This is a genomic window from Streptomyces sp. NPDC012835, assembly GCF_042900885.1.
Lineage (GTDB): Bacteria > Actinomycetota > Actinomycetes > Streptomycetales > Streptomycetaceae > Streptomyces.
The window spans coordinates 596,990-619,985 of sequence record NZ_JBIBBW010000001.1; the positions used below are offsets into that span (position 1 = coordinate 596,990).

General features: G+C 71.9%; 18 protein-coding genes. 6 read left to right on the forward strand and 12 right to left on the reverse strand.

What is annotated here, in order from left to right; translation table 11 throughout:
• Positions 1 to 414: 414 nt before the first annotated feature.
• Together ACFY6S_RS02455 and ACFY6S_RS02460 are read left to right on the forward strand one after the other, a co-directional pair.
• Positions 415 to 849, forward strand: a complete 435-nt coding sequence (locus tag ACFY6S_RS02455; RefSeq protein ID WP_388829712.1) for a pyridoxamine 5'-phosphate oxidase family protein — start codon at positions 415 to 417, stop codon at positions 847 to 849.
• Between the two features lie 254 nt (positions 850 to 1,103).
• Positions 1,104 to 2,672, forward strand: coding sequence for an alpha-1,2-mannosidase (locus ACFY6S_RS02460; RefSeq protein ID WP_388829715.1), 1,569 nt, complete (start codon positions 1,104 to 1,106; stop codon positions 2,670 to 2,672).
• A 131-nt stretch (positions 2,673 to 2,803) separates the two neighbouring features.
• Here the strand turns inward: ACFY6S_RS02460 and ACFY6S_RS02465 are convergent, their stop codons facing one another.
• From ACFY6S_RS02465 to mftR, 10 genes are all read right to left on the reverse strand, one after another.
• Positions 2,804 to 2,959: a hypothetical protein gene (locus ACFY6S_RS02465; RefSeq protein WP_388829736.1), complete on the reverse strand. Its 156-nt coding sequence runs from the start codon at positions 2,957 to 2,959 to the stop codon at positions 2,804 to 2,806.
• A gap of 231 nt (positions 2,960 to 3,190) precedes the next feature.
• Positions 3,191 to 4,399 carry an MFS transporter gene (locus tag ACFY6S_RS02470; protein ID WP_388829718.1) on the reverse strand — a complete coding sequence of 403 codons (1,209 nt, stop codon included), beginning with the start codon at positions 4,397 to 4,399 and terminating at the stop codon, positions 3,191 to 3,193.
• A 374-nt stretch (positions 4,400 to 4,773) separates the two neighbouring features.
• Positions 4,774 to 5,619, reverse strand: coding sequence for a mycofactocin-coupled SDR family oxidoreductase (locus ACFY6S_RS02475; RefSeq protein WP_388821654.1), 846 nt, complete (start codon positions 5,617 to 5,619; stop codon positions 4,774 to 4,776).
• 235 nt (positions 5,620 to 5,854) lie between these two features.
• The gene (gene mftF / locus ACFY6S_RS02480; RefSeq protein ID WP_388821657.1) at positions 5,855 to 7,240 is read right to left on the reverse strand and encodes a mycofactocin biosynthesis glycosyltransferase MftF; all 1,386 of its coding nucleotides are present in this window, start codon (positions 7,238 to 7,240) and stop codon (positions 5,855 to 5,857) included.
• A complete protein-coding gene (gene mftE, locus ACFY6S_RS02485) occupies positions 7,237 to 8,049 on the reverse strand; it encodes a mycofactocin biosynthesis peptidyl-dipeptidase MftE (RefSeq protein WP_388821660.1) in 813 nt (270 codons plus the stop codon). Before mftE ends, mftF begins: the two co-directional genes overlap by 4 nt.
• On the reverse strand, positions 8,046 to 9,248 hold the full coding sequence (mftD, locus tag ACFY6S_RS02490; RefSeq protein WP_388821663.1) for a pre-mycofactocin synthase MftD: 1,203 nt from the start codon (positions 9,246 to 9,248) through the stop codon (positions 8,046 to 8,048). The genes mftE and mftD overlap by 4 nt, the downstream gene beginning before the upstream one ends.
• 367 nt (positions 9,249 to 9,615) lie before the next feature.
• A complete protein-coding gene (gene mftC, locus ACFY6S_RS02495) occupies positions 9,616 to 10,866 on the reverse strand; it encodes a mycofactocin radical SAM maturase (RefSeq protein ID WP_388821666.1) in 1,251 nt (416 codons plus the stop codon).
• Entirely contained in the window at positions 10,863 to 11,153 is a 291-nt protein-coding gene (mftB, locus tag ACFY6S_RS02500; RefSeq protein ID WP_388821669.1) for a mycofactocin biosynthesis chaperone MftB, read from the reverse strand. Before mftB ends, mftC begins: the two co-directional genes overlap by 4 nt.
• Before the next feature lie 8 nt (positions 11,154 to 11,161).
• Complete coding sequence (gene mftA / locus ACFY6S_RS02505) at positions 11,162 to 11,284, reverse strand: mycofactocin precursor MftA (protein ID WP_388821672.1); 123 nt, start codon at positions 11,282 to 11,284, stop codon at positions 11,162 to 11,164.
• A gap of 241 nt (positions 11,285 to 11,525) precedes the next feature.
• On the reverse strand, positions 11,526 to 12,170 hold the full coding sequence (mftR, locus tag ACFY6S_RS02510; protein ID WP_388821674.1) for a mycofactocin system transcriptional regulator: 645 nt from the start codon (positions 12,168 to 12,170) through the stop codon (positions 11,526 to 11,528).
• A 409-nt stretch (positions 12,171 to 12,579) separates the two neighbouring features.
• On the opposite strand from mftR, the gene mftG reads away from it, so the two are divergent.
• Positions 12,580 to 14,133 (forward strand): mycofactocin system GMC family oxidoreductase MftG, encoded by a 1,554-nt coding sequence (gene mftG / locus ACFY6S_RS02515; protein ID WP_388821677.1) that lies wholly within the window; start codon positions 12,580 to 12,582, stop codon positions 14,131 to 14,133.
• Between the two features lie 255 nt (positions 14,134 to 14,388).
• On the opposite strand, the gene ACFY6S_RS02520 is transcribed toward mftG, so the two are convergent.
• A complete protein-coding gene (locus ACFY6S_RS02520) occupies positions 14,389 to 15,243 on the reverse strand; it encodes a family 16 glycosylhydrolase (RefSeq protein ID WP_388821681.1) in 855 nt (284 codons plus the stop codon).
• A 322-nt stretch (positions 15,244 to 15,565) separates the two neighbouring features.
• Entirely contained in the window at positions 15,566 to 16,147 is a 582-nt protein-coding gene (locus tag ACFY6S_RS02525; RefSeq protein ID WP_388821684.1) for a snapalysin family zinc-dependent metalloprotease, read from the reverse strand.
• A 960-nt stretch (positions 16,148 to 17,107) separates the two neighbouring features.
• Between ACFY6S_RS02525 and ACFY6S_RS02530 the strand changes: the two genes are divergently transcribed.
• The 3 genes from ACFY6S_RS02530 (at position 17,108) to ACFY6S_RS02540 (ending at position 22,989) form a co-directional block, all read left to right on the forward strand.
• A complete protein-coding gene (locus tag ACFY6S_RS02530) occupies positions 17,108 to 18,673 on the forward strand; it encodes an MFS transporter (RefSeq protein ID WP_388821687.1) in 1,566 nt (521 codons plus the stop codon).
• Positions 18,670 to 20,682 carry an alpha/beta hydrolase family protein gene (locus tag ACFY6S_RS02535; RefSeq protein WP_388821689.1) on the forward strand — a complete coding sequence of 671 codons (2,013 nt, stop codon included), beginning with the start codon at positions 18,670 to 18,672 and terminating at the stop codon, positions 20,680 to 20,682. Before ACFY6S_RS02530 ends, ACFY6S_RS02535 begins: the two co-directional genes overlap by 4 nt.
• Before the next feature lie 351 nt (positions 20,683 to 21,033).
• Positions 21,034 to 22,989, forward strand: a complete 1,956-nt coding sequence (locus ACFY6S_RS02540) for a RiPP maturation radical SAM C-methyltransferase (protein WP_388821692.1) — start codon at positions 21,034 to 21,036, stop codon at positions 22,987 to 22,989.
• Positions 22,990 to 22,996: the final 7 nt, after the last annotated feature.

Sequence of the window (22,996 nt, forward strand, 5' to 3'; positions counted from 1 at the left end):
GCCGGGCACCCTGCCGCCGTCCGGAAGGGACCGTACGGATGCGACGGGACCCGTACGGGCTCACGCGCCGTCCGTGCGGCCCGGGTACCGGATTCGTCCACGAAGTGAAGCGTGGGGTGATCACCTGAACGACGGACGCTGTCGCCACAGCGCCGGGGCGCGCGCAGGCCCTTCGAGGAGCGCGAGGGCTCCGTGGGTGCGGGCCGCCGCGGCGGGAGCCCGGCAGGCCATGACGCCTCCGGCGGCCGGCCGGCGGCCGGCCGGGACTTCGGCGAACGGGCGGCGCGGCGCGCCGGATGGCTTCGAACCATCGCTTCCGTTCAACCGATCCGCGCCGTACGCCCGATATGGTCGCGTCGAGCGAACGGCGCGGGCCCTCCGGCATCAGCGTCACCATCTTCAGAAAGGGTCGCGATGACCACCACCACCACCACCAGCCTGTTGACCGCCGAGGAGCTCGACTTCCTCGGACGCCCCCTGCACGGGTTCCTGTCCGTGGCCGGGGGAACGCTGCCGCCGCAGCCCAGGCCCGTCTGGTTCGAGGCCACGCCGGAGGGGACGATCCAGTTGATCACGGAGCCGGATTCGCTGAAAGTGCGGCGGCTGCGCCGCGACCCCCGCGCCTCCATCGTCGTCGCGGCCCCGGTGGGCGAGCCCGAGCGCTGGCTGTCCGTCGCCGGCCGCGTCACGATCGAGACCGACGGAGCCCGAGACCTGTGCTCCCGGCTCGGCGCTCGCTACTGGGACCTCTCCGACCCGGCCCTTGCCGACGCCCTCGCCGCGATGCTGGCGGGTGAGCCGCTGCGCATCGTCATCCACCCGGAGACCGTACGCCGCTGGGCGCCCTGACCCTCCGCGGCGACCACCCGTGGTGAGCGGAGCCATGGAGGCGGGAGCGGGAAGAGGGAAGAGGGGGGACGGGGTGTCGTATCCGAGCCGTCCCGTCCCGGCCCTCGGGCCGTTCCGCCGTCACCGGCGGGTGGTCCGGACCGGCGGTGGTTCCTCGCGATGTCAGTGGGTGCCGGTAGCTTCTTGGCATCCGAGGACGGAAGTTGTCCGCGGATGCCATCGCAGGTCGACTGCCCTATCGCTGAGGGACGCTCATGGAACCGGTCTTCGCGGATTTCTCCACCACTCCGGCCCGGCTGTCGAACGCCGTCGTGGGGTACCACCGGTGCGGGGTCGCGCCCTCGCATCTCGCGCTGGGCGCCGACGGATACGTCAAGCTCGACTTCACGACGGACGGACCCGAGGAAGCCGCCGGGGCCGTCCTCACCGTGACGACCCTCGGCGCCGGCGTTCCCATGGACATCCTGATCAACGGCAAGGCCGTGGCGGAGGGACTCGTATTCCCGGAGACCGGCGGACACGACGCTCCCCGGGACAGGGTCCTGTCCCTTCCGGGAGAGCTGCTGACGCCGGGCACCAACCTCCTGGAGATACGCGGCCCCGCCGACGGTGAGGGGTTGCTCCGGCTGACCACCGTCACCCTGGACCCCGCCCGGGACAGCGGCCGTGCCCGGCGCGCCATGGCGGCGAGGGCGAGCACCCGGTCGGTCTTCGCGTTCGGTACCGAGCGGCGCCCGGTCAACTCCACCGCGTGGCAGCCCGCTTCGGCGCTGCTCTTCCACATCGACCGGGGCGACCGTGCGGTTCCCGCGCAGCTCTCCTGGCGCGGGACGGACGGCGCGGAGACGGCGATAGCGCTCCGGGCGGACATGTCCGGCTTCCACGGCCACTACCGGGGCGCCGACGGCGCGCTCGGCGAGTACCGCGGCACGCTCACCGACCGCCGGGCCTATCCCGGGGGCACCGCGGGCGTCCCGCCGCTCCGCTTCTCCACGGAGGTGGGGCAGGACGGCGACTGGCGCCCCTCGGGTGAGCTTCGCATCCTGCTCGACGACGGCCGGGCGACGCCCGTCGAGCGGGTGTCCTGGACCGACCGGCGCGGGAACGCGGCCTCGGTGACCCTGACTGCCGCCGTCGTGACGGCGGAAGGTCACGCCGCGCAGGGCGAGTTGCGCGACATCACCGACACGGTCGTCGATGTCGAGGCGAGCGACGAATTCGCGGCCGGAGGCGAGGTCGCGCGGAACCTGCTCCGCAGGTCCCGGAGCAAGTGGCTGGTGCCCGATGACACCGCCGAGCTGGACTTCACCCTCCAACGCCCGGCCGCCGTCGCGTCGTACAGCCTGACCTCGGCCAACGACGCCCCGGACCGTGATCCGCGGGACTGGCGGCTCCAGGGCTCGCACGACGGCAGCACGTGGACGACGCTCGACACCCGGACCGGTGAACGCTTCACCCGCCGCTTCGAGACGAGGGACTTCCGCTTCGCCAACACGGGCGCCTACCGCCGCTACCGGCTGCGCATCACCGACAACGCCGGCGGGGACGAGATCCAGCTCAGCCAGGTCCGGCTCCTCGCCGGCGCCGGCACGGCTCCGGCACTCGCCGCTTCCGACTTCATCGGCTACTACGGGCCGGCCGGAGAGTCCCCCACCGGGTACCGGGGCACGGCTGTACCCGGTCCGGAGTCCGACCCTGCGGGGATACGGAAAGAAGGGCCTCGGGAGAAGCTGCTCGCCGGTGATCTGACGGACACCGCCCAGGACCTGGACAGCGCCGCCCGCCTCCTCGGGAAGCTGGCGGAGTACCTCCGGACCCCCTGACCCGACCCGCCGCGAAGGCGCTGGGACACCAAGGCCGGCCTGTCCGGCAGCCGTTGACGGACGGCACCGTGACGTGCCGGGCGGTCGCGAGGGCCGCGCGGCCGGAGGGCTTGCCCTCGTACAGGGCAGCGTCAGCCGCCCTCTGCCACGCGGCCGGGTCGCGGCTGTCGATCACGTCCGGCGTCGCGGCGCCCACCGAGGCGGCCGACGGCGGCGAGCGGGCCCGCCCGGGCGGGGAGCCGGGTCGCGATCGACGCGAGGACGGTGTGGCCGGCCGCGTGGCCCATCGCGTCGTTCACGGCCTTGAAGGGGTCGGCGTCGGAGACGCGCGAGTTCGTCGCATCCTGGAGGGGTGCGCCGAGCCCGCCGGTGGGGTCGGCGCTCCCGTCGCGGCCGGGCAGGGCCGCTGCGCTTCTTCGACGTCCGTCCGCACCCGAAGCCGCCCCCTCTCCAGCTGGAGGTGCGGGCGCCCGAGTCCGCCGCCGGGATGCCGGCCGACCCCGTCGAGAGGGCCGGAGTCAGTGCCCGCTGTCCGCGCCGACCAGCGGCGGAGCGGACGGCACCGAACCGCCGGCGATCGATCGGGGGCGACGCTCGATCACGGAGGAGACGACCGCCAGCAGCAGGGCCCCCGCGGCGAGGACGGCGCCGACCCAGTTGGGTGCGGTGTAGCCGAAGCCGGCCGAGATGACGGCCCCGCCCAGCCACGCCGCGAGGGCGTTGCCGAGGTTGAACGCACCGATGTTGACCGCGGAGGCCAGCGTGGGGGCGCCCTTCGCGTGGTCGAGGACCCGCTTCTGGAGCGGGGGCACAATGGCGAAGCCGAGGGCGCCGATGAGGGGGATGGTAAGAGCCGCGGCGATCTTGTCGTGGGCGGTGAGGGTGAACAGCGCGAGGAGCACGACGAGGGTACCGAGGGACACGTACAGCATCTGCATGAAGCGGCGGTCGGCGAACTTGCCGCCGATCAGGTTCCCCGCCACCATGCCCACGCCGAAGAGGACGAGCAGCCAGGTCACGGAGGACTCCGCGAAGCCCGCGACCTCGGTCATCATCGGCGTGATGTAGGTGATGGCAGCGAAGAAGCCACCGGAGCCGAGCACGGTCATCGCCATGGCGAGCAGCACCTGGACGTTGCGGAACGCGGCGAGTTCGTGGCGCAGCCGCACACCTTCGGGCTTCGGCATGTCGGGCACCAGTCTGGCGATGCCCGCGAACCCGATGACACCGAGGGCGGCCACAATCCAGAAGGTGACCCGCCAGCCGGCGTTCTGGGCGATGAAGGTGCCGAGCGGCACTCCGACCACGTTGGCGAGGGTCAGCCCCGTGAACATCATCGAGATGGCTCCGGCTCTCTTCTCCGGAGCGACGAGACCCGCCGCGACCACGGAGCCGATGCCGAAGAAAGCGCCGTGCGCGAGGGAGGCGACGACACGCCCCACCACCATCACACCGAAGACCGGCGCCACGGCTGTGATCACGTTGCCGACGACGAACAGGCCCATGAGCAGCATGAGCATCCGCTTGCGCGGTATACGGGTGCCGAGTACGGCCAGTACGGGGGCGCCGAGCACGACGCCGAGGGCGTAGCCGGTGACGAGGAAGCCCGCCGAGGGGATCGAGACGCCGAAGTCTCCCGCGACCTCGGGCAGCAGGCCCATGACCACGAACTCCGTCGTCCCGATCCCGAAGGCGCCGATCGCCAGCGCCAGTAGCGCGAGGGGCATGGAGAGTCCTTCCAAGAAGCAGAACCACAGGGGGTGTGCGCCTCACCGCGTCGCGACACGAAAGATTGCGGCTGCGCTTTACAAGCGAGGACAATACTTGCACGCGCCGATTAATTGCAAACGCGCTATATTGCATGTGCCGCACACTGCACGTGGAGTGCCCGCCTCCGCACGGTCCCGGCCCGCCCCGCCCCGGCTCGGCAAGGCTCGGCCCGGCTCGGGGCACATGACGACGGCCGCGCCACCGGGACTACCCGGTGGCGCGGCCGTAGGAAGGAACGATCGGGCGAGGGTGGTCGGGCGGGCACGATCCGCTGCTGGAGCCCGGCCACCACCCGGTGGGCGGGAGATTCACCCCCGCCCACCCGTTGGCGTCAGCGATTCATGCGGCCCAGGTCCACGGGCAGCTGGACGCCGGTCACGTGGCGGGCCTCGTCGGAGGCTATCCAGGCGATGGCCGCCGCTATGTCCTCGGAGTCGCTCATGTCCTCCGGAAGGGTCCCCTGGTAGAAGCCGCTCAGTTCGGGGTGGTTGTCCAGGAGGGTCAGAATGCCGGGTACGAGTTTGGTCTTCACACCGTGCGGGTGCACGCTGTTCACCCGGATTCGGTACTCCGCCAGTTCGTTGGCGAGCGTCTTGGCGAGTCCGGTGACACCGTGTTTGGCGGCCACGTAGTCGGCCAGCATGGGGAGCCCCTTGAGCCCGGCCACGGAGCTGGTGAAGACGATCGCCCCTCCGGTGGCCTGTTCGAGCATCAGCGGAATCGCCGCCTTGGCGGTGTGGAACGCACCGGTCAGGTTGATGTCGAGGGTGGTGTTCCAGGTGTCGAGTTCGATCTCCCAGGCACGGCCGGTCGTCGTCATACCGGCGTTGGCCACCACGACGTCCAGGCGCCCCAGTTCGGCCACGCTCTGCTCCAGGGCCGCCCGCAAGGCGGCGAAGTCGCGTATGTCGACCTTGTGCGTCAGAACGCGGCGGCCGGACTTCTCGACCAGACGCGCCGTCTCCGCCAGGTCCTCCGGGGTCGCTCCCGGATAGTCCGTGCCGGGCAGGTCCTCACAGATGTCCAGCGCGATGATGTCGGCGCCCTCCAGGGCGAAGCGCACCGCCTCCGCCCGCCCCTGTCCTCGGGCGGCGCCGGTCACGAACACGACCTTGTTCTCGAACCTGCGGGCGATGGGCTCGCTGGGCAGTGGAGCCGCGGGAACGTGGTGAGTCATTGCTCAGATCCTCTCGTCGGGCGAGGCGTTGCTCGCCGAAATACGGACGTCGTTCGGTCTCGGGGTGTTCGGTCCTTCGGGGAGTCGCCCCTGGCGGGCGGAGCCCGAACCCGGTACGTGCTCCTCAGCCGTGGCCCGCCCCGGTGTCGCGGGTGCGGTCCGGCGGCAGGAGGGGGCGGCGCGGGCCGCCCCCGGCGCCCGGACATCCGGGACGCAGGGGCGTTCGCGCGGAGGTTCACCGGCTGATCCGCGGCAGCAGAGCCGCACTCGAACGCCCCTTGAGCGCGGACAGCCACACGCCGGCCCCGTACGCGAGGTCGTCCAGTCGCCGGGCGATGCCGTAGCGGACCGGGTCCAGGGAGACCCGGTCGCGTCGGTACTCCAACGCGAGGTCGGCCAGCGCGGCGACCGCCGCGGCCCGGCGCGCGCGGCGGGACACGAGACATCCGACGACCGTGAGGGGCCACCAGTGCCGGGTCAGCAGCGCGGAGGTCTGTGCCACCGCGCCGAAGGCTCCGTTGGCGGTGAGCCGCAGTGCCAGCCGGTGCGGGTGCCGGGTGCCGTCGACCTTGCGGGCGATCTTCAGGCTGACACCCGCGAGGACGGCCCCGGCGGCGGGCACCGACCAGCGCCGCTGGGCGAGCAGCAGAGCGATGAAGGCCAAGCTCCACGGGGCGAACACGGCCGGGGCGATGAACCGGGGGTGACGCTCGGCGAGCGGATGCGCCCCGGTCCCGTACACGGCCTTGCGGAGGAACCAGTCGTCGAGACGGGTGCGGTGTTCGTGTGCGGCGGTGGCGGCGGGCTCGTAGCGGACCCTCCGGCCCCGTTCTATCAGCCGCCAGCACAGATCGACGTCCTCTCCGACTCTCATCCGGTCGTCGAAGCCGCCCTCCAGTGCGTCCATCCGCACCACCGTGCAGGCCGTGGACGCCCAGGAGACGGGTGTTCCCGGGCGGACGGCCGCCGGGTGCGCGCCCAGGTCCAGCGCGGACCGGGCGTGCTCGTAGCGGGCGATCCACCCCGCCCGGTCCACCGGCAAACCGGTGATGCGGGGTACGGCCATGGCGACCTTGGGGTCGGCGAAGTGCCGCAGCAGTGTGGGGAGCGTGTCCGGGGTGAGCACGATGTCGGAGTCGGCGAAGACCACATAGGGCGTCGTGACGAGCCGCCAGCCCGCGTTGCGCGCGCCCGCCGGTCCCACGTTGACGGGCAGCGACACCAGCCGGGCCCCGTGCTCGGCGACGACACCGGCGACGGCCTCCGGGTCGCGCGAGCCGTCGTCGACCACGATCACGGGCAGCCCGGTGCCGATGCTGGCGAGGAGACGGCCGAGTTGACGCGGCCGGTCACGTACCGGAACGACCACGGTGCAGCGCTGCTCCGGGGGCGCAGCGAGCCTCTCGACGACGGGGTTGGCCATGCCGAGTTCGAGGAGCCGGTCCGCCAGCAGGGCGCTCGCCGCGTCCTTCACCCGCATCGTGGTGCCGGTGAACAGGCGCCGCGCCCTCGGGGTCAGCCGGATCAGCCGGGTCGGGAATCCGCCGACGAGGGCCCGGCCGCCGTCGAGGACCCGGGTGTGCCGGTCGAGCGCGATCACGAAGCCGTGGGGAAGTGTCATCGGGGCACACGCTCCGTTCCGGGCGGAACGAGTGCGGCGGGGGCGCCCGGCGGCGGTGTCCGCGGGACGGGATCGATGAGCCGGCCACGGTTGTCGACCGTGTGCGCGGTGATCCGCCGCAGGGCCCCGGCCACCATGGTCTCCGTCATACGGCGCCCCTCCTCGGCCGTGGCGCCGGTCGGGTCGCCGAGCACACCGGAGGGCGACACCGCTCGCACGCCGTGCGCCATCAGCTCCGGCATGAGGTCGGGCAGCGGCCGCACATCCCCGGCGACGGCGGCTTCGAGCCGTACCCGTTCCGGGGCCAGGTGCAGCATCAACGACGTCTCGGTACGCCCGGCGTGCGGGTCGCCGCCCGGAACGTCGCAACCGGTCCAGGCCGCGTCGTGGCCCTCGGCCCGTGTCTGTCCGAGGGCGGCGTCGAGCGTGGGTACGTTCCCACCGTGGCCGTTGACGAAGACGACGCGCCGCGCCCACCGGCCGAGCGACCGCACCACCTCCACGATCACCGTGTGCAGCGCCTCGTGCCCGATGGACACGGTGCCGGGGAAGTCGGCGTGCTCACCGCTGGCGCCGTACGCGAGGGGCGGCGCCACCAGCGGCATGGACCCCGGCGGGGCGGGCAGCAGGTCCGCCACCCGGTGTGCGACGGCGGCGGCGATGACACTGTCCGTGTCGAACGGTAAGTGCGGACCGTGCTGTTCGGTGGAGCCGAGCGGCACCAGGACGACCACGTCCGGGGGGATCAACGGCCAAGTGGTGCTTGCCAGTTCATGCCCGGACATGGGCCGGGTGATGTTCTGTGTCATGGCCGGACCACCGGCGAGCGGGTGGTGGCGCCGAGCGCCAGCGGGAAGTCCGGCGGTATCACCAGGTCCTCGGGGGACAGTTCGTGCACCGAGGAGTGGCCGAGGCCCAGCACGGCCGAGTCCAGCCCGCCGCGCAGGATGTCGAGCACGTTCTCCACGCCGGCCTGGCCGTTCGCCGCCAGACCCCACAGGTAGGCGCGGCCGATCAGGACGGCTCGCGCGCCGAGGGCCAGGGCCTTGGCCACATCCCCGCCCCGGCGGACACCGCCGTCCATCAGGACCTCGATCTGGTCGCCGACCGCCGCCACGACAGGGGGCAGTATCCGGATGGTGGCGGGGGTGGTGTCCAGGTTGTTCCCGCCGTGGTTGGAGACCGACAGCGCCGACACGCCCGCGTCGACGGCCCGTTTGGCGTCGTCCACCCTGGCGACGCCCTTGAGCAGGAACGGGCCGCCCCACTCCTTCCGCAGCCAGGCGATGTCCTCCCAGGTCGGCGGGGCCGTCTGCATCCACTCGCCGTAGGCGCCGAAGAACGTCGGGGTCCGGCCGTCCGGCGCTCGCAGGTTCGGGGTGGTGAGGTCGGGGAGGCGGCCTGACCTCGCGTACTTCCACAGCCATCCCGGCCTGGGCAGCACGTCGGGGGCGAATCGCAGGGCGGTCCTCAGATCGAGCTTCTCCGGGATGGCGGGGCTCCCCCAGTCCCGGCCGTTGGAGAAGGACCAGTCGAGGGTGACGATGAGCGCCTTGGCACCGGCGCTTCGCGCCCGGTCCATGCGCTGCACCATCGACGCGCGAGTGCCGCTCCAGTACAGCTGGAAGAAGATGTCGGGACCCGCCGCGGCGACCTCTTCCACCGGCTTGCTCGCGAACGAGCTGAGCCCCATGACGACTCCCCGGCTCGCCGCGGCACGCGCCACGGCCACCTCGCCGTCCGGATGCACCGCCTGGACGCCGGTCGGGGAGATGAGGACGGGCAGCGAGGTCGGAACACCCAGCACGGTCGTGGCCAGGTCCCGCTGCGCGTGATGGCCGACGACACGTGGGATGAAGCCGAGCCGGGCGAATGCCTCGGTGTTCTCGTCGATCGTCCGGCCGCGCTCCGAGCCCGCGACGAGAGCGCCGTAGACCGGGCCGGGAAGTTGTCTCTTGGCTCGGCGCTGCGCCTCGGCGATCGTCTCGAACCAGGGGTTTTTGGGCATACGAATATCTCTTCCGATGAGCGGACGGATGAACGGCGGCGGAGCGCGACCGGGGCGTGTCCGCGGAGGAACGCCGGCCGCCGAGGCCGGCGGCGGCCGGCGCGACACGCTCGTCCCCTCCCGCGAGCGCGGCGAGCGGACGTGTGGGTGCCGGGCGTGGCGGGGCACGGTCGGCAGGGCAGGGCGGGCTGTGAGGGCAGGCCCTAAGGGCTGTCCCGTCATGCCCGGCGGGCGCGCGACGACAGCTGCGGCACCTCGCCGCGTTGTCGGAACAACCGCGTACATCCAGTATGCGGACGCTCCTCCGCCTTACGACGCACCGCATCTGACGCCGCGCGCTGATCCACCAGGCATGACGGGACAGCCCTTAGCGGAGACGCAGCCCGGCCAACGGGTGCTCGGCGCAGTCGCTCACCGGAGGTCCCTCCAGGCCCTCGCGACGTCCGAGTACGAGATCCACCGGCCCGGTGCGCCCGCGCGGGGCGGTGCGGCGCGAGTGGTCCACCGAGGAGCGGGGAACGGACGCGCCGTCGTCCGCACGGCGGGCGAGGCTTTCCTCCCCGTATCCGCGGACGCATTCGGGGTCGGGCCCGTCGAGCGGCAACCCGGTGAAGAACTTGGCCGCCATGCACCCGCCCTTGCAGGTGTCGTAGAAGGCGCAGGACGAGCAGGCTCCCCCGTGCTGCGGGGTGCGCAGCTTCCGGAACAGTTCCGACTCACGCCACACCTCGGTGAATCCGCCGGGCGCACGGACGTTTCCGGCGAGGAACTCCTCGTGGATGGCGAACGGGCAGGCGTAGACGTCGCCGACCGGGTCGATCAGGCAGACGACACGTCCGGCGCCGCACAGGTTGAGACCGGGCAGCGCCTCGCCGTAGGCGGAGAGGTGGAAGAACGAGTCGCCGGTCAGGACCTGTTCGCCATGGCGGAGCAGCCAGTCGTACAGCTCCCGCTGCTGGCGGCCGGTGGGATGCAGCTCGTCCCAGCTGTCCGCGCCGCGACCGGAGGGGCGGAGCCGGGTCAGGCGCAGTTGGGCGTGGTAGCGGTCGGCGAGTTCCTTCAACCGGTCGAGTTGGGGGATGTTGTGCCGGGTGCACACCACCGAGAGCTTGAAGTTCTCCATCCCGGCGTCGGCGAGGTTCTCCATCGCACGTACAGCCGTGGCGTAGGAGCCGGAGCCGCGTACGGCGTCGTTGACGTCAGCGGTGGCTCCGTCGAGCGAGATCTGCACGTCGATGTAGTCGTTGCCGGCCAGGCGCCGGGCCGCCTCCGGGGTGATCCGGGCACCGTTGGTGGAGAACTTCACCCCCACGCGGTGGGCGGTGGCGTAGTCCAGGAGTTCCCAGAAGTCGGGGCGCAGAGTGGGTTCGCCGCCGCCGATGTTGACGTAGAAGACCTGCATGGCCTCCAGTTCGTCGATGACGGCCTTGGCCTCCCGGGTGGTCAGCTCGCGCGGATCGCGCCTTCCGGAGCTGGACAGGCAGTGGGTGCAGGCCAGGTTGCACGCGTATGTCAGTTCCCAGGTGAGGCAGATCGGCGCGTCGAGTCCGTACTCGAACAGGTCGACCAGCCGTGAGGGGCCCGGCTTGGTTTCCTCGGTCTTCGCTAACGGGGTCATGGGTTCCTTCCTACGACCATCGACGACTGGGCGAGGACGGCGAGTGCCCTTCCGTAGGTGGGCAGTTCGTCCTCGTGGACTCCGGCGGCGAGGCATGCCAGGCGCGCCGTGGGCGAGTCCGCGAGCGACCGCACCACCGCGAGCAGTCGACGGTCCTTGAGGAATGAGAGTCTGCGCGTTCCGAAGTGGTAGAGAAGCGCGCCGAAGGGTTCGGGCCGCACCGAGACCTGAGTGTGCAGGTCCCAGCCGCGGTCGAGGTCAACCGTGGTCACAGGGGCGCTGGTCACAGGGGCTCCTAGTAGACGCCGCACATGCCGTCGATGGAAACCTCCTCGATGAGGTCCACCGCTTCGATCAACGCCTCGGTGGTCACGTCCTCCTCGGCCTCACCGGACGGAGCGGAGCTGAGCTCGTTCATATGACTCTCCCTGGGTAGCCTCCGGCGGCTCGACAGCTGTGTGCCGTGAGCCGCTCCCGACGAACACCCAGAGAGTAATGACACCGGGTGCCAAAAGTGAAGGGGATAGATGCCGCCAGTTCTCCACCGCTCCGCGGCCGGTGGTTTTCCCGCGTGTTTTCGGCCAAAGGGCCATGCGCGGGGCGGGCCCGTCAGGAGCGGGGGCGGCCCGCACCCGGGCTCACCCCGCGAGAGGCTCCACTCAGTGGATTCGGGCCGCGGGCGCGTCCGGGCGGCCGAAGCCTGACGTCAGGTGCCGCAGGGAAGTGTCGAGCAGGACCTCCAGACTCGCCGCCTCGTCGGTCAGCCAGTGTTCGTAGGAGGCGATACAGGTCGCCAGAACCGTGTGCCCGATGAGCCGGGGCGTCATGTCGGAGCGGTCCACGTCCATGCGACGGGCGGCGAACCGCGTGACCAGATCCCTCCACGACGCGTAACGCAGCGCCGAGTCGGCCTGGAGAGTGGGGACCCGCAGGATCAGCGACATGCGTTGCCGGTGCCAGGTCACCACAGAGGAGTCGAACCGGTTGAACTCGACCACCGCGCCCCTCAGCGCGTCCATGACCGGGATGGCCGGATCGGCGTCGGTCAGCAGCGCTTCGAGCCTGACCAGCTGCCCCTCGAAATCTCCCCACACCAGGTCGTTCTTGGAGGCGAAGTAGCGGAAGAAGGTCCGGCGGCCGATTCCGGCCGCGGCAGCGATGTCGTCGACGGTCGTCTGGTCGAAGCCCTGGCGGGCGAACAGCTCGAAGCCCAGTTGTTCGAGCGCGTCCCGCGAGGTCACCCGGGGCCGGCCCGCCCTGCCCTGCCCCATGGTGACGTCCGCCTTGCCCCGAAGGCTCTCCACCCGAACTCCTCCCCGCGCCATGGCCGGGCGACTCCCGGCTACGGGAAGCCTACGAGTCTCCCGCGGGCGGCACGCCCACGAGCGAGCCGGCCCGATTCCACGAGTCCCCGGCTCCCCGCACGTGTGACCGCGCGTCGCCCGGCCGGGGCGGTCCGGCCGGGCGCACGTGCGCCGGTCGGTGCGGCGGTCGTGGTCCCGTACCGGATCGCGCACGGTTCTTCTCTTCCCCTCGGTGCGCCGTTATATTGACTCGCGTCGAGTTTCAGCACCGAGTGCCAATATTCCGGCGGCAGTTGGCGCGACCGCGCGCTCCGGGCGAAGCGATCCCGGCTACCCGAGAGGACCCGCTGGTGAAGGAGGCGTCGACCCGCGGCCGGGCTCGGTGCGGGCGTCTCGTGAGGTCACCCCGGTGAGCCGGTACGACGTGATCGTCGTCGGAGCCGGTGCCAGCGGCGCGCCCCTGGCGGCCCGGCTGAGCGAGGACCCCGACCGTACGGTGCTCCTCCTGGACGCGGGGCCGGTGCCCCGGTCGTTCTCGGAGTTCCCGCGCGAACTGCTGGACGCGCGGCTCGTTCCGGGCGCCCGGGCCGGGAATCCGGCTGTCCAGCCGTTCCCCGTCCATCTGACACCTCACCACCCCTACACGGTGCCCCGTGGCCGGTATCTGGGCGGCTCCACCACCGTCAACGGGGGTTACTTCGTCCGCGCGCGCCGGGCGGACTTCGACCGCTGGGCCGGGGCCGGGAATCCCGCCTGGGCCTACGAGCGGGTCCTGCCGTTCCTGCGCGGGCTGGAGACCGACCTCGACCTCGGCGCGAGCGACCTGCACGGAGGCAGCGGGCCGGTGCTCGTACGGCGCGGTGGCCTCGGGCATCCCGCCGCCGCGGCGTTCGAAGCCGCCGCACGGGAACTGGGCTTCCCCGGCGAGCCGGACAAGAACGACCAGGCCCGGCCCGGCTTCGGCCCCCTGCCCAGCAACGCCGTCGACGGCATACGGCACAACACCGGCGTCAGCTATCTGCTGAGCGCCCTCGGCCGACCGAATCTGACGGTGACCGGTGACAGCCGAGTGCGCAGAGTGGTTGTTTCCCGTGGACGTGCCACCGGCGTGATCGTCGATCAGGGCGGGCGCGGCCGCGTTTTGGACGCCGCCGAGGTCGTGCTCTGCGCCGGCTCCTTCGTCACCCCCCAGTTGTTGCAGCTGTCGGGCATCGGGCCGGGGCCGGAGTTGCGGCGGCTGGGCCTGCCCGTCATCAGGCACTCCCCCGCGGTCGGCGCCCGCTTCAGCGATCATCCGCAGGTGATACTGGAGTGGTCCCCGCGCCGAGAACTCCGGGAGCCCACCGACTCCTGGCTCGGCGGCTGCCTGCATCTGTCGTCCTCCGCCCGGTCCCACCGCGGCGATCTGGAAATCCTCCAGTCCTTGGTGCCGTTGGCTTCCCTGGCCGGAGAACACACCACGGCCGCCGACGCGCCTCTGGCCTTCCTCGTTTCGGCCCAGGCCCCCCGACGCGCGGGCGGGTTCCGCCTCCGGAGCGCTGACCCGGCGATCACACCGCGCGTCGACTACAACTACCTGCGCACTGCCGACGACAGACGCCACCTGCGTGAGGCCGTCCGCACCACCGCGGCCCTGATCGCCACCCGGTCCTTTCGCGAGCTGTCCCGCACCGCGACGGACCCGGCGTCAAAGGTGCTCGCCGACGACCAGGCACTGGACGCGTGGATCAGTGAACACCTCGGGACGTCCCACCACGCGTGCGGCACCGTACCGATGGGGCCGGACGACGATCCCCACGCGGCGGTCGACCAGTACGGCCGCGTCCACGGCGTCGCGGGGCTCCGCGTGGCGGACACCTCGATCCTGCCCACGGCTCCTCTGCGGGGTCCGGCGGCCACCGCTGTCCTGATCGGCGAGGTCATCGCCCACGCCATGCGTCGACCCACGAACGGGCCGGGCTGAGCACGGTGCGGCCCGCGCCGCAGCAGGTGCCACCCGGGTGGGCGTGAGGCGCGACGAGGGCGCCCGGGTGTCCGGAGTCGCGTCCGTCCCGCGATTCCGGACGCCATGGCGGCCCGGGACGTGGCGGCGGCCCAGGAGGCCGCCGCCCCGCACCTCGTTGAGACCGAGGAGTGGGCCCTGGCCGACATGGCGTCCCACGACATCGTCACCTGATCAGTCGTCGGGGCAGCGTGCCCCGACGCCCGGGCGGGCGGCTCAGTCGTTCGTGCTGACGCGCACGTAGTCGACGACGAGCTGCTGCGGGAACGACGTGCTGCCGTCCGGGCTGCCCGGCCAGTCGCCGCCGACGGCCAGGTTCAGGATGACGAAGAACGGCTTGTCGAACACCCACTGGTTGCCGCCGAGGTCGGCCGGAGTGCGCGTCTGGTAGACGTTCCCGTCGACCGACCAGCTGATGGAGTTCGGCGACCAGTCCACCGCGAAGGTGTGGAACGAGTCCGCGAACGCCTCGCCGTTCGGCAGGGAGTAGCCGGCGCCGATGCCGGCCGCGCCCGAGTAGCCCGGCCCGTGGATCGTGCCGTGGACCGTGGACGGTTCGTGGCCGACGTTCTCCATCACGTCGATCTCACCGGAGTTCGGCCAGCCGACCGAGCCGATGTCGTCGCCGAGCATCCAGAACGCCGGCCAGATGCCCTGTCCGCGCGGCAGCTTCATCCGGGCCTCGACGTGCCCGTAGGTGGTGCTGAACTTGCCCGACGTGTTGAGCCGGGCCGAGGTGTACTCACAGGTCCCGTACCAGCACTGGTAGTTGTTCGGGTTCTCCCGCCGCGCCGTGATGACCAGGTTGCCCTGGCCGTCCAAGGCGGCGTTGCTGGTGCCGGAGGTGTAGTACTGCCCCTCGTGGTTGCTGATGTTGTCGCCCGTTTCCAGCTGCCACTTGCCGCCGTCCACGGCGGACCCCGCCGGCCCGTCGAAGTCGTCGGTGAAGTTCGCGGCGGCGGCCCGCTCTCCGGGCTGCTCGGCGGCGACCGCCGTGGGAGCGAGGGCGGCGGAGCAGCACGTCAAAGCGGCTGCCCACAGTGCCAGTCGACGCTTTTGGCCGGGGCGCATACGCATCACATCACTTCGTGTCGTGGGGGGGGCGTGTCCGCGAGGGACACATCGGTGCCGAAGTTGCTGAAGAGGTGCGTGGGGGCACCGACTTCAGAAGTTGATTCAAGATGCGTGGCGTAAGCGCGTCAAGGCATTCGTCCGGACCATTCGCGTCCGTAACTCGCCCCTCGGCCCGTCCCGTTCCGCCGCGTGACGCACGCAGGACCGCGCCGCTTCCCCCGGTCGCCGGGAGGAGCCGGCGCGTCACCGGCGCCGTCCCCCGCGGCGGGGCCGGCATCGGTTCCTGGCCCCGTGGCGGGGCCAGGCATCGGTCCCGGGGTCAGTCCACGACCAGGGCGCCGAGCGGCACGGCCGCGATCGCGCGCGTCTGGGTCCCGCTCGTGAACGCCCCGCCGAAGTACCTCTCGACCTCGGCCTTCTCGGCCGCGTTCGGGTACGGGTTCGTGCACGTGGTTCCCGCGCTCGCGCCGGACATCAGGCTCGAACAGGGACCGGGTTTGCGATCGGGCAGGCCCAGGATATGGCCCAGCTCGTGGGAGGAGATACGGATCGTGTTGTGGCCCTCGTCCACCGCCTGCCGGCCGATGTACACGGTTCCGTTGCCCAGCGATGTGGTGATGGCGCGCGGCCAGCCGTTGTCCGCCAGGACCCGGATGTTGGCGCGTTGCCCGGTCGCCACCGGCCGCAGTTCGACCGCTCCGACGCTCTCGTTCCATATCGCCGCGCCCCGGTCGACCGCGGACCGGAACTCCGCGGAACCGCTGGCGTCGTACGTGACCACACGAGCGGCCGCCGCACTGTCCGCGTCAGCGGCGGAAGCGGCGACAGCCTGGCCACCCACCAGAGAAAAGGTCACGGCCAGCGCGGCTGCGAGCCCGCCGGTCAGTTTACGGACGTTCATGGTCGACCTCCGGAAGAGGAGAAAGTCGTGCACATGACATTTCGGTTTTCCTCTGCTCCCTGCCCAGCGAGGACTGACACCAATCCATCGGTCCGAGGGGGGGGCGGACGACCGGTCGGCCGGGGTACGCGGTCACTCCGCGATGTCTCCCGCGACGCTCGCCATTCATACCGCCCTTCACACCTCTGCCCCTATCGCTTTCCCGCGTGGGACCCAGGTCGGCTCATCCACGGGATCGTATGTTTCCAGCCAATAAGTTGAGCCGTAGTCGTCGGTCCGGTGATATCCGGGGAGGGGGATTCCGGATATGGTACGGGCCCGCGATCTTCCGTCGAGGCCCTCCCTTCCGGTGGAGGGCGCGGCGTACGGCGCATGGGCGGCGGGCGGTGTGTTCGCCACCGGGAAGGTCGGGTCGCCGTCCACGGCGGGGCGTCGCGGCCGGGTCCGGCGGCCGTGGCGGGGCGTCGTGGCACGTGGTGCGGCCGGGGCGGGTCGGTGGCGCCCCACTCCGTTCCCCGCGCAGTTCACCCACCGTTCGCCGCACGGAGGGGCGAATTCCGGCTTATGCCCGGCGCGGTCGGCGACGATCTACCGGGTGCTTCGGCCGCCCTGAAGATTCATTCGGCGCCGCGAATGCCAAAGCGAATCGGGAACCTCTGACTGCCACGCCGTCACCGCCCGAATTCGCCACCCCGGCGCGGTGATCGCGGAGGGCGGGCGCGGTAAGACCCGCTCGCCCCGACGGTGCTATACGGCGGCTCCGGCGCGCCCCACGGTGTTCGCGTGGAATCGAACCAGCCCCCGTTCGGGGGTCCTTGTCCTTCACATCGGCGCCTGGTTAAGCTCCCGAGCGTTTCAATTCCCGCACATCTTCTACGCATCTTTGTCAAGTGTGGCGCTACGTCGCATGCGGTCTCGCCTGCGACTTCACGTGTGACGGCGAAACGGGGAGGGCTGCGCATGGGATCGTCTGTTCCCGAAACGGGGGCCTCGCGCGTCCAGGCCGTTTCGACTCCGCCGGTCCTGATCAAGGACACCGGGCCCGCCGAGCACACCGGGGCCGCCACCCGCGACGTCCGGCTCCTCTGGTGTGCGAACGCCGCCGATTCCCTGGGCAGCCAGGCATCCGGGGTCGTTCTGCCACTGCTGCTCCTCGGGCTCGGCTACTCGCCGGCGGTGGTCGGGCTGGTCGCGGGGGTGTCCACGGCGACCGGGCTGGTACTCGGCCCGCTCGTCGCCGTACCCGCCGACCGTGGCGCGCGTAAGCGGGTGATGTTCTGGTCCGCGGTGATCTCGGCGCTCGCGATGGGCTCCGTGGCCGTGTCCCTGGCCGTCGCGGAAGGCCGCCCTTCGCTGGTCCATCTGCTCACCGCCGTACTCGTGGAACGTACCGCCACCGCCTGCTACGAGGCGGCGGCCCGCGGCACGGTCGCCCTGATCTCCACCACCGGGAACCTCCCGCGCGTGGTGGCCGGACTGGAGGCGGGCGACCGGGGCGCCCTGGTCGCGGGACCCGCTCTGGGCGGCATGCTGTACCAGGTCTCGCGGGCGCTGCCCTTCGTGCTGGACGCCGTCTCGTACGCCGTCACGGCCGTGTGCGTCCGGGCCATGCGCGCCGACCTGCGGGCCGACCGGACCGGCAGCGTGGACGCGGTGGAGGTGACGGACCGGGCGGAAGCGGCGGACGCGGCGGACGTGACGCACCCGGTTGACGCATCGGACCGGGCTGACGGTGCGTCGGCGGCGGCCGGGAGCGCGGCCCAGGACGGTCCCGCACCGCGGCCCGTGCCACCGCCCACGCCTCGCTCCGCACGCGGCGCCTGGTCGGCCCTGGCCGCCGAGGCGAGCGCCGGAGTCCGGCTCGTACGGGCAACACCCCTGCTGCGGCTGGTACTTGTGTGGACCACCACCGTCAACGGCGTACTGGCCGCGCTGTACTACGACGCCGTCTTCACCTTGCAGGAGAGCGGCCACGGCGGCGCGCCCATGGGACTGGTCCTGGCGTTGTCCGGCGCCGCCGGACTCGCCGGTTCGCTCGCGGCGCCCCGGCTGGTGCGCGGACTCAGCCCTGTCGGGGTGGTCGTGACGGTGTCCTGGCTCATGATCCCGCTCGCCGCCGCGCTCGCGACGGCCGGGGGGCCGTGGGCGTACGGGGCGCTGTTCGGCGGGTTCTGCCTGATCATGCCGCCGGCCACCGTGATCCTCCAGGCCCGGGCCATCCAGGGGACACCGCCGCAACTCCAAGCCCGCGCGGGCTCCGTGCTCGCCACCGCCGCCGGCGCAGCCGCCGCGGTGGCGCCCGCCCTCGCCGGGTTCCTGACGGCTCACGCGGGGGCCGCCGTACCCGCGCTCACCGCCGCGGGAGTGCTGGTCCTGCTCGCTCTGCACACGACCCTCGGCGCGAGACGCACACTGACGCCGGGCGTACCGCCGGACGACGCGGCGCTGATGGACACACCGCCGGTGGACACACCGCCCAGGGACACACCGGCAGGAGACGCCACGGCGAGGGGGCGAGGCGTGTGACCGGCTCCCGCTACCAGGTCTACCTCGCCGCCCTGCCCGAGGTCTGCGCCGCCGATCCGGCGCTGATGGCGTTCACCGCGGACGCGAACGGCCGGTGCGAGGTGTTCGCCTGGGACGCCGGGACCGGGCGCGCCCGCCAGGTCACCGACCGGCCTCGGGGCACTCTGCACGGAACGATCGACCGCGACGCGAACGTGTGGTGGTTCGACGAGGACGCGCACGGCGAGGGGCACTGGCGGTTCCAGCCCTTCCACGGCGGCCCGGACCTCCCCGGGCTGACCGGCGTACCGCCGGGCACCCCGCGCGGCCTGGCCGTGAGCGACGGCGGGACCGTCGCCATGGGACTGGGGGACGGCCGGACGACCACCGTCCATCTGGGCCGGCGCGGCGCCTCCGCACGCGAGGTGACGCGCGTCGACCGGCACGCCACGCTGTCCGGGATCAGCGCCGGGGCCGGTCTGCTGGCGATCAGCGGCCCCGCCGGTTCCGCGCACGCCGTGACCGTCCTGGCAGCGGACGGCACACCGCGCGCCGTGCTCTCCGGCTCCGGGGAACACGGCAGGCTCTGGTCGCTCGGCTTCGCGCCCACCGCCGAACGGGACGAACTGCTACTCGTGCGCGAGGACGACGACCGCTATCTGCTGGCCAGTTGGCGGCCGGAGACCGGTATCCGCACGTACCCGTGGTGCGCGTTCGACAGTGAGATCACCGCCCGCTGGTACCCGGACGAGGCCGAGGGGCGTACCGTCCTGATCCGCGAGGACCGCCACGGCCGCAGCACCCTGCACCGGGCCTGCCTGGACACCGGCACCCTCACGCGCGTGCCGACACCGCCCGGCAGTCTGCTGGACGCGGCGCCGCGTGCCGGTGGCGATGTGCACTACCTGTGGACGGACACGGCCCATCCGCCCCGTATGCACTCGACGGCCGGTACCGCGCTGCCGGCCCTCGGCACCGTGCCGGGGCGCGTACCGGGCGACCACCGCGACGTGTGGACGCCGACCCCGGACGGCCCCGTGCACACATGGCTCAGCCTGCCCGAGGGCCACGGCCCGCCCCGGGGTCCCGAACTCCCGCGCGGCGAAGCCCCCGAGAGCCGGACGGCCGGGGAACGGGCGACCGGGGAACGGGCGACCGGGGAACGGGCGACCGGGGAGCGGGGCGCGCCGCCGCCCGTCGTCTTCCTCGTACACGGCGGCCCCGCCGACCACGACCGCGACGCGTACGACGGTGTCGTGCACTCGCTCGTGGCCTCGGGCTTCGCCGTCGCACGCGTCAACTACCGAGGCTCCACCGGCTACGGCCCCCGCTGGCGCCGCGCCTTCGGCGCGGGGGTGGGGCTCACGCAGGTCGAGGACCTGGTGGCGGTGCGCGCCGACCTGATCGGGCGCGGGCTGGTGCGCCCGGACGCCGTCGGACTGTGGGGCACCTCGTGGGGCGGCTACCTCGCGCTGCTGGCCCTCGGTACCCGCCCCGGGCTGTGGCAGGCGGGCGTCGCCGTCAAACCTGTCGCCGACGCCGTCGCCGCCTACCGCACCACCACGTCCGCGCTGCGCACCCTGGACGAACGCCTGTACGGCGGCACACCCGACGACGTGCCCGAGGCGTACGCCCGCAGCTCACCGATCCAGTACGCCTCGTGCGTGCGGGCACCCCTGCTGGTCGTGGCCGCCACCCGGGACGCCAAGTGCCCGCCCGGCCAGGTGCGCGGCTACCTCGCCGCGCTGCGTACCGCCGGGGCCCGCCACGAGTCGATGTGGCTCGACAGCGGGCACGACGGCTACGAGGGCGGCGACCACGTCGCCGTACTGCGCCGCGCCGTGGTCTTCCTCGACCGCGAGCTGCGCGGCACGCACGGCCCACGCCGTGCCCCCAAGACACCCCCCGCCGACCGGAGGGGGATTCCGGCCGCGTTTGGTACCACGGCGGCGGCCGGGACAGGTACCGCCGAACACACCGAGAGGAGAACCGCCCATGCAGAAGGACATCATCCACAACGACCCGCTTGAGGGTGACGAGGAGAACCGGAAGCCGAGCGTCGGCGTCACGGTCACCATCCCGTTCCGCAACGCGGAAGACGCGGAAGAGGACTGATCCTCGCCGGCCGGCCCGGCGTCCACCGACGCCGGGCCGGCCGGTCAGCCCCGCACCACAGGGCCGTCCGCCGCAGCGAGGGCGTCCGTCCCGACGGGGTCGCGAGGGGCCGCCACGACTGTGGCCGGCCACCCGAGAAGCCCCGCTCCCCGCCCCCGTCTCCCCTTCCCGCCGCCTTTCCCGTTCCCCGTCTTCCCCGTTCCCCGTCTTCCCCGTTCCCCGTCTTCCCCGTTCCCCGTCTTCCGGCCGTCCCACGAGGAGCTGACATGCGCGTACTGCTGGTCAACATGCCCTGGTCGCCCATCGACCTTCCGTCGCTGGCCCTGGGAATCCTCAAGCGGAGTGTGGACGAGCACGTGCCGGACGGCAGTGCCGAAGTCCTGCACGCCAACCTGGAGTTCACCGACTGGATCACCCGGCGCGTGGAGTTCACCGCCGAGGACTACGAGTACTACGCGCTGGCCTCCTACTTCATGGGCTGCGGCGACTGGGCCTTCTCCTCCGCTCTCTACGACGACCCCGGCTGGCGGGACGAGGAGTTCGCCGCCGCGATGAAAGGGAAGCTCGGCGCGTCCCGGATGCGAATGACCCGCGAACTGCACCGGCTGGTACCGGAGTTCGTGGCGGAGATCGCCCAGCGGATCGTCGACGCGGCACCCGATGTCGTGGGCTTCACCTCCACCTTCCAGCAGAACACCGCCGCGCTCGCCGCTGCCCGCCAGGTCAAGCGACTCGCGCCGCACATCGTGACCGTCATCGGCGGCGCCAACTGCGACGGCGAGCAGGGCGCCACGGTCCACCGCAACTTCCCGTTCGTGGACTACGTGATCCGGGGCGAGGGCGAGGCCGCTTTTCCGCGGCTCCTGTCCGCGCTCGGTGAGGAAAACCCGGACCTCTCCACCGTCGCCGGCCTGTGCCACCGTGGTGCGGACGGTGTGAGCACCGCCAACGCGATGGCCACCAGCCCGCTGCCGCCCGCCACCATCCTGCCGCCCGACTACAGCGGCTACTTCGAACGTCTCGGCGCCTCCGTGGCCCGCAACTGGGTCGAGCCCAAGCTCGTCGTCGAAGGCGCCAGAGGCTGCTGGTGGGGCGAGAAGCACCACTGCACGTTCTGCGGACTCAACGGTTCCTTCATGCAGTTCCGCAGCAAGAGCCCGGACACCTTCTACGACGAGATCATGGATCTCGCCCGCCGCCACCGTGTGCTCGACATGTACGTGGTCGACAACATCCTCGACATGGGCTACCTCTCCACCGTCCTGCCCCGGATCATCGAGAGCGGCTACGACCTGCGGCTGCACATCGAGATCAAGGCCAACATGCGCCGCGCCCACCTCCGTACCCTCTCCGACGCGGGCCTGATCTACGTGCAACCGGGCATCGAGAGCCTGAACAGCCGCGTGCTGGACCTGATGGACAAGGGAGTCAGCGGCTGCCAGAACGTACGCATGCTCCGCGACGGCGCCGAGACCGGCCTCTCCGTGTCCTGGAACTATCTGCACGGCTTCCCGGGAGAGAGCGCGGAGGACTACGACCCGGTCATCGCGCAGATACCGGCGCTGGAACACCTCAATCCGCCGGTCGACCTCTCGGCCCGGATCGCCATCGAACGGTTCAGCCCCTACTTCAACCGGCCCGAGCTGGGCTTCTCCGGCTTGCGCCCGGAGGCCCACTACCGCTTCACCTACGATCTGCCGGAGGAGGAGCTCTACGGCCTCGCCTATGTCTTCGAGGCGCCGGAGCGGGGCATCGGCAAACCCACCGTCACCGCGCTCAACGCGGCGCTCGCCGCCTGGCGCAAGCACCACGCCGACGCGCGTCTCACGCAGGCCGATCTGGGCGACCGTATCGTCCTGGTCAGCAAGCGCCGGGCCTTCGAGTGGCGGGCGATGGAGCTGACCGACCCGTACGAGATCGCCGCGTTCCGGCTGCTGGACCAGCCGCACACGCCGTCGGCCCTCACCCGCAAGGCGGCGGGCCGGGTGCCGGGCGGGGCGCTCCAGGAGGACGAGGTGCAGGAGCTGCTCGACCGCTGGGTGGGGCTCGGGCTGGTCTTCACCGACAACGGGCAGTACGTGCATATCGCGCCCTCGGCGGTGAACGAGGACCTGCTGCGGCTGGACTTCATGCGGCACCGGCACGCGGCGCGGGTGGAGTCGCCCGATGCGGCGCCCGTGGCGGCGGCGGCGTCGGCCGAACCGCACATGACCGGAGTCTGACCCGCCG

Bases quoted from the DNA above. Each gene is read 5' to 3' on its own strand.
- ACFY6S_RS02455 (WP_388829712.1), top strand. From the start codon at position 415: ATGACCACCACCACCACCACCAGCCTGTTGACCGCCGAGGAGCTCGAC.
- ACFY6S_RS02460 (WP_388829715.1), top strand. From the start codon at position 1,104: ATGGAACCGGTCTTCGCGGATTTCTCCACCACTCCGGCCCGGCTGTCG.
- ACFY6S_RS02465 (WP_388829736.1), bottom strand. From the start codon at position 2,959: ATGGGCCACGCGGCCGGCCACACCGTCCTCGCGTCGATCGCGACCCGG.
- ACFY6S_RS02470 (WP_388829718.1), bottom strand. From the start codon at position 4,399: ATGCCCCTCGCGCTACTGGCGCTGGCGATCGGCGCCTTCGGGATCGGG.
- ACFY6S_RS02475 (WP_388821654.1), bottom strand. From the start codon at position 5,619: ATGACTCACCACGTTCCCGCGGCTCCACTGCCCAGCGAGCCCATCGCC.
- mftF (WP_388821657.1), bottom strand. From the start codon at position 7,240: ATGACACTTCCCCACGGCTTCGTGATCGCGCTCGACCGGCACACCCGG.
- mftE (WP_388821660.1), bottom strand. From the start codon at position 8,049: ATGACACAGAACATCACCCGGCCCATGTCCGGGCATGAACTGGCAAGC.
- mftD (WP_388821663.1), bottom strand. From the start codon at position 9,248: ATGCCCAAAAACCCCTGGTTCGAGACGATCGCCGAGGCGCAGCGCCGA.
- mftC (WP_388821666.1), bottom strand. From the start codon at position 10,866: ATGACCCCGTTAGCGAAGACCGAGGAAACCAAGCCGGGCCCCTCACGG.
- mftA (WP_388821672.1), bottom strand. From the start codon at position 11,284: ATGAACGAGCTCAGCTCCGCTCCGTCCGGTGAGGCCGAGGAGGACGTG.
- ACFY6S_RS02520 (WP_388821681.1), bottom strand. From the start codon at position 15,243: ATGCGCCCCGGCCAAAAGCGTCGACTGGCACTGTGGGCAGCCGCTTTG.
- ACFY6S_RS02525 (WP_388821684.1), bottom strand. From the start codon at position 16,147: ATGAACGTCCGTAAACTGACCGGCGGGCTCGCAGCCGCGCTGGCCGTG.
- ACFY6S_RS02530 (WP_388821687.1), top strand. From the start codon at position 17,108: ATGGGATCGTCTGTTCCCGAAACGGGGGCCTCGCGCGTCCAGGCCGTT.
- ACFY6S_RS02540 (WP_388821692.1), top strand. From the start codon at position 21,034: ATGCGCGTACTGCTGGTCAACATGCCCTGGTCGCCCATCGACCTTCCG.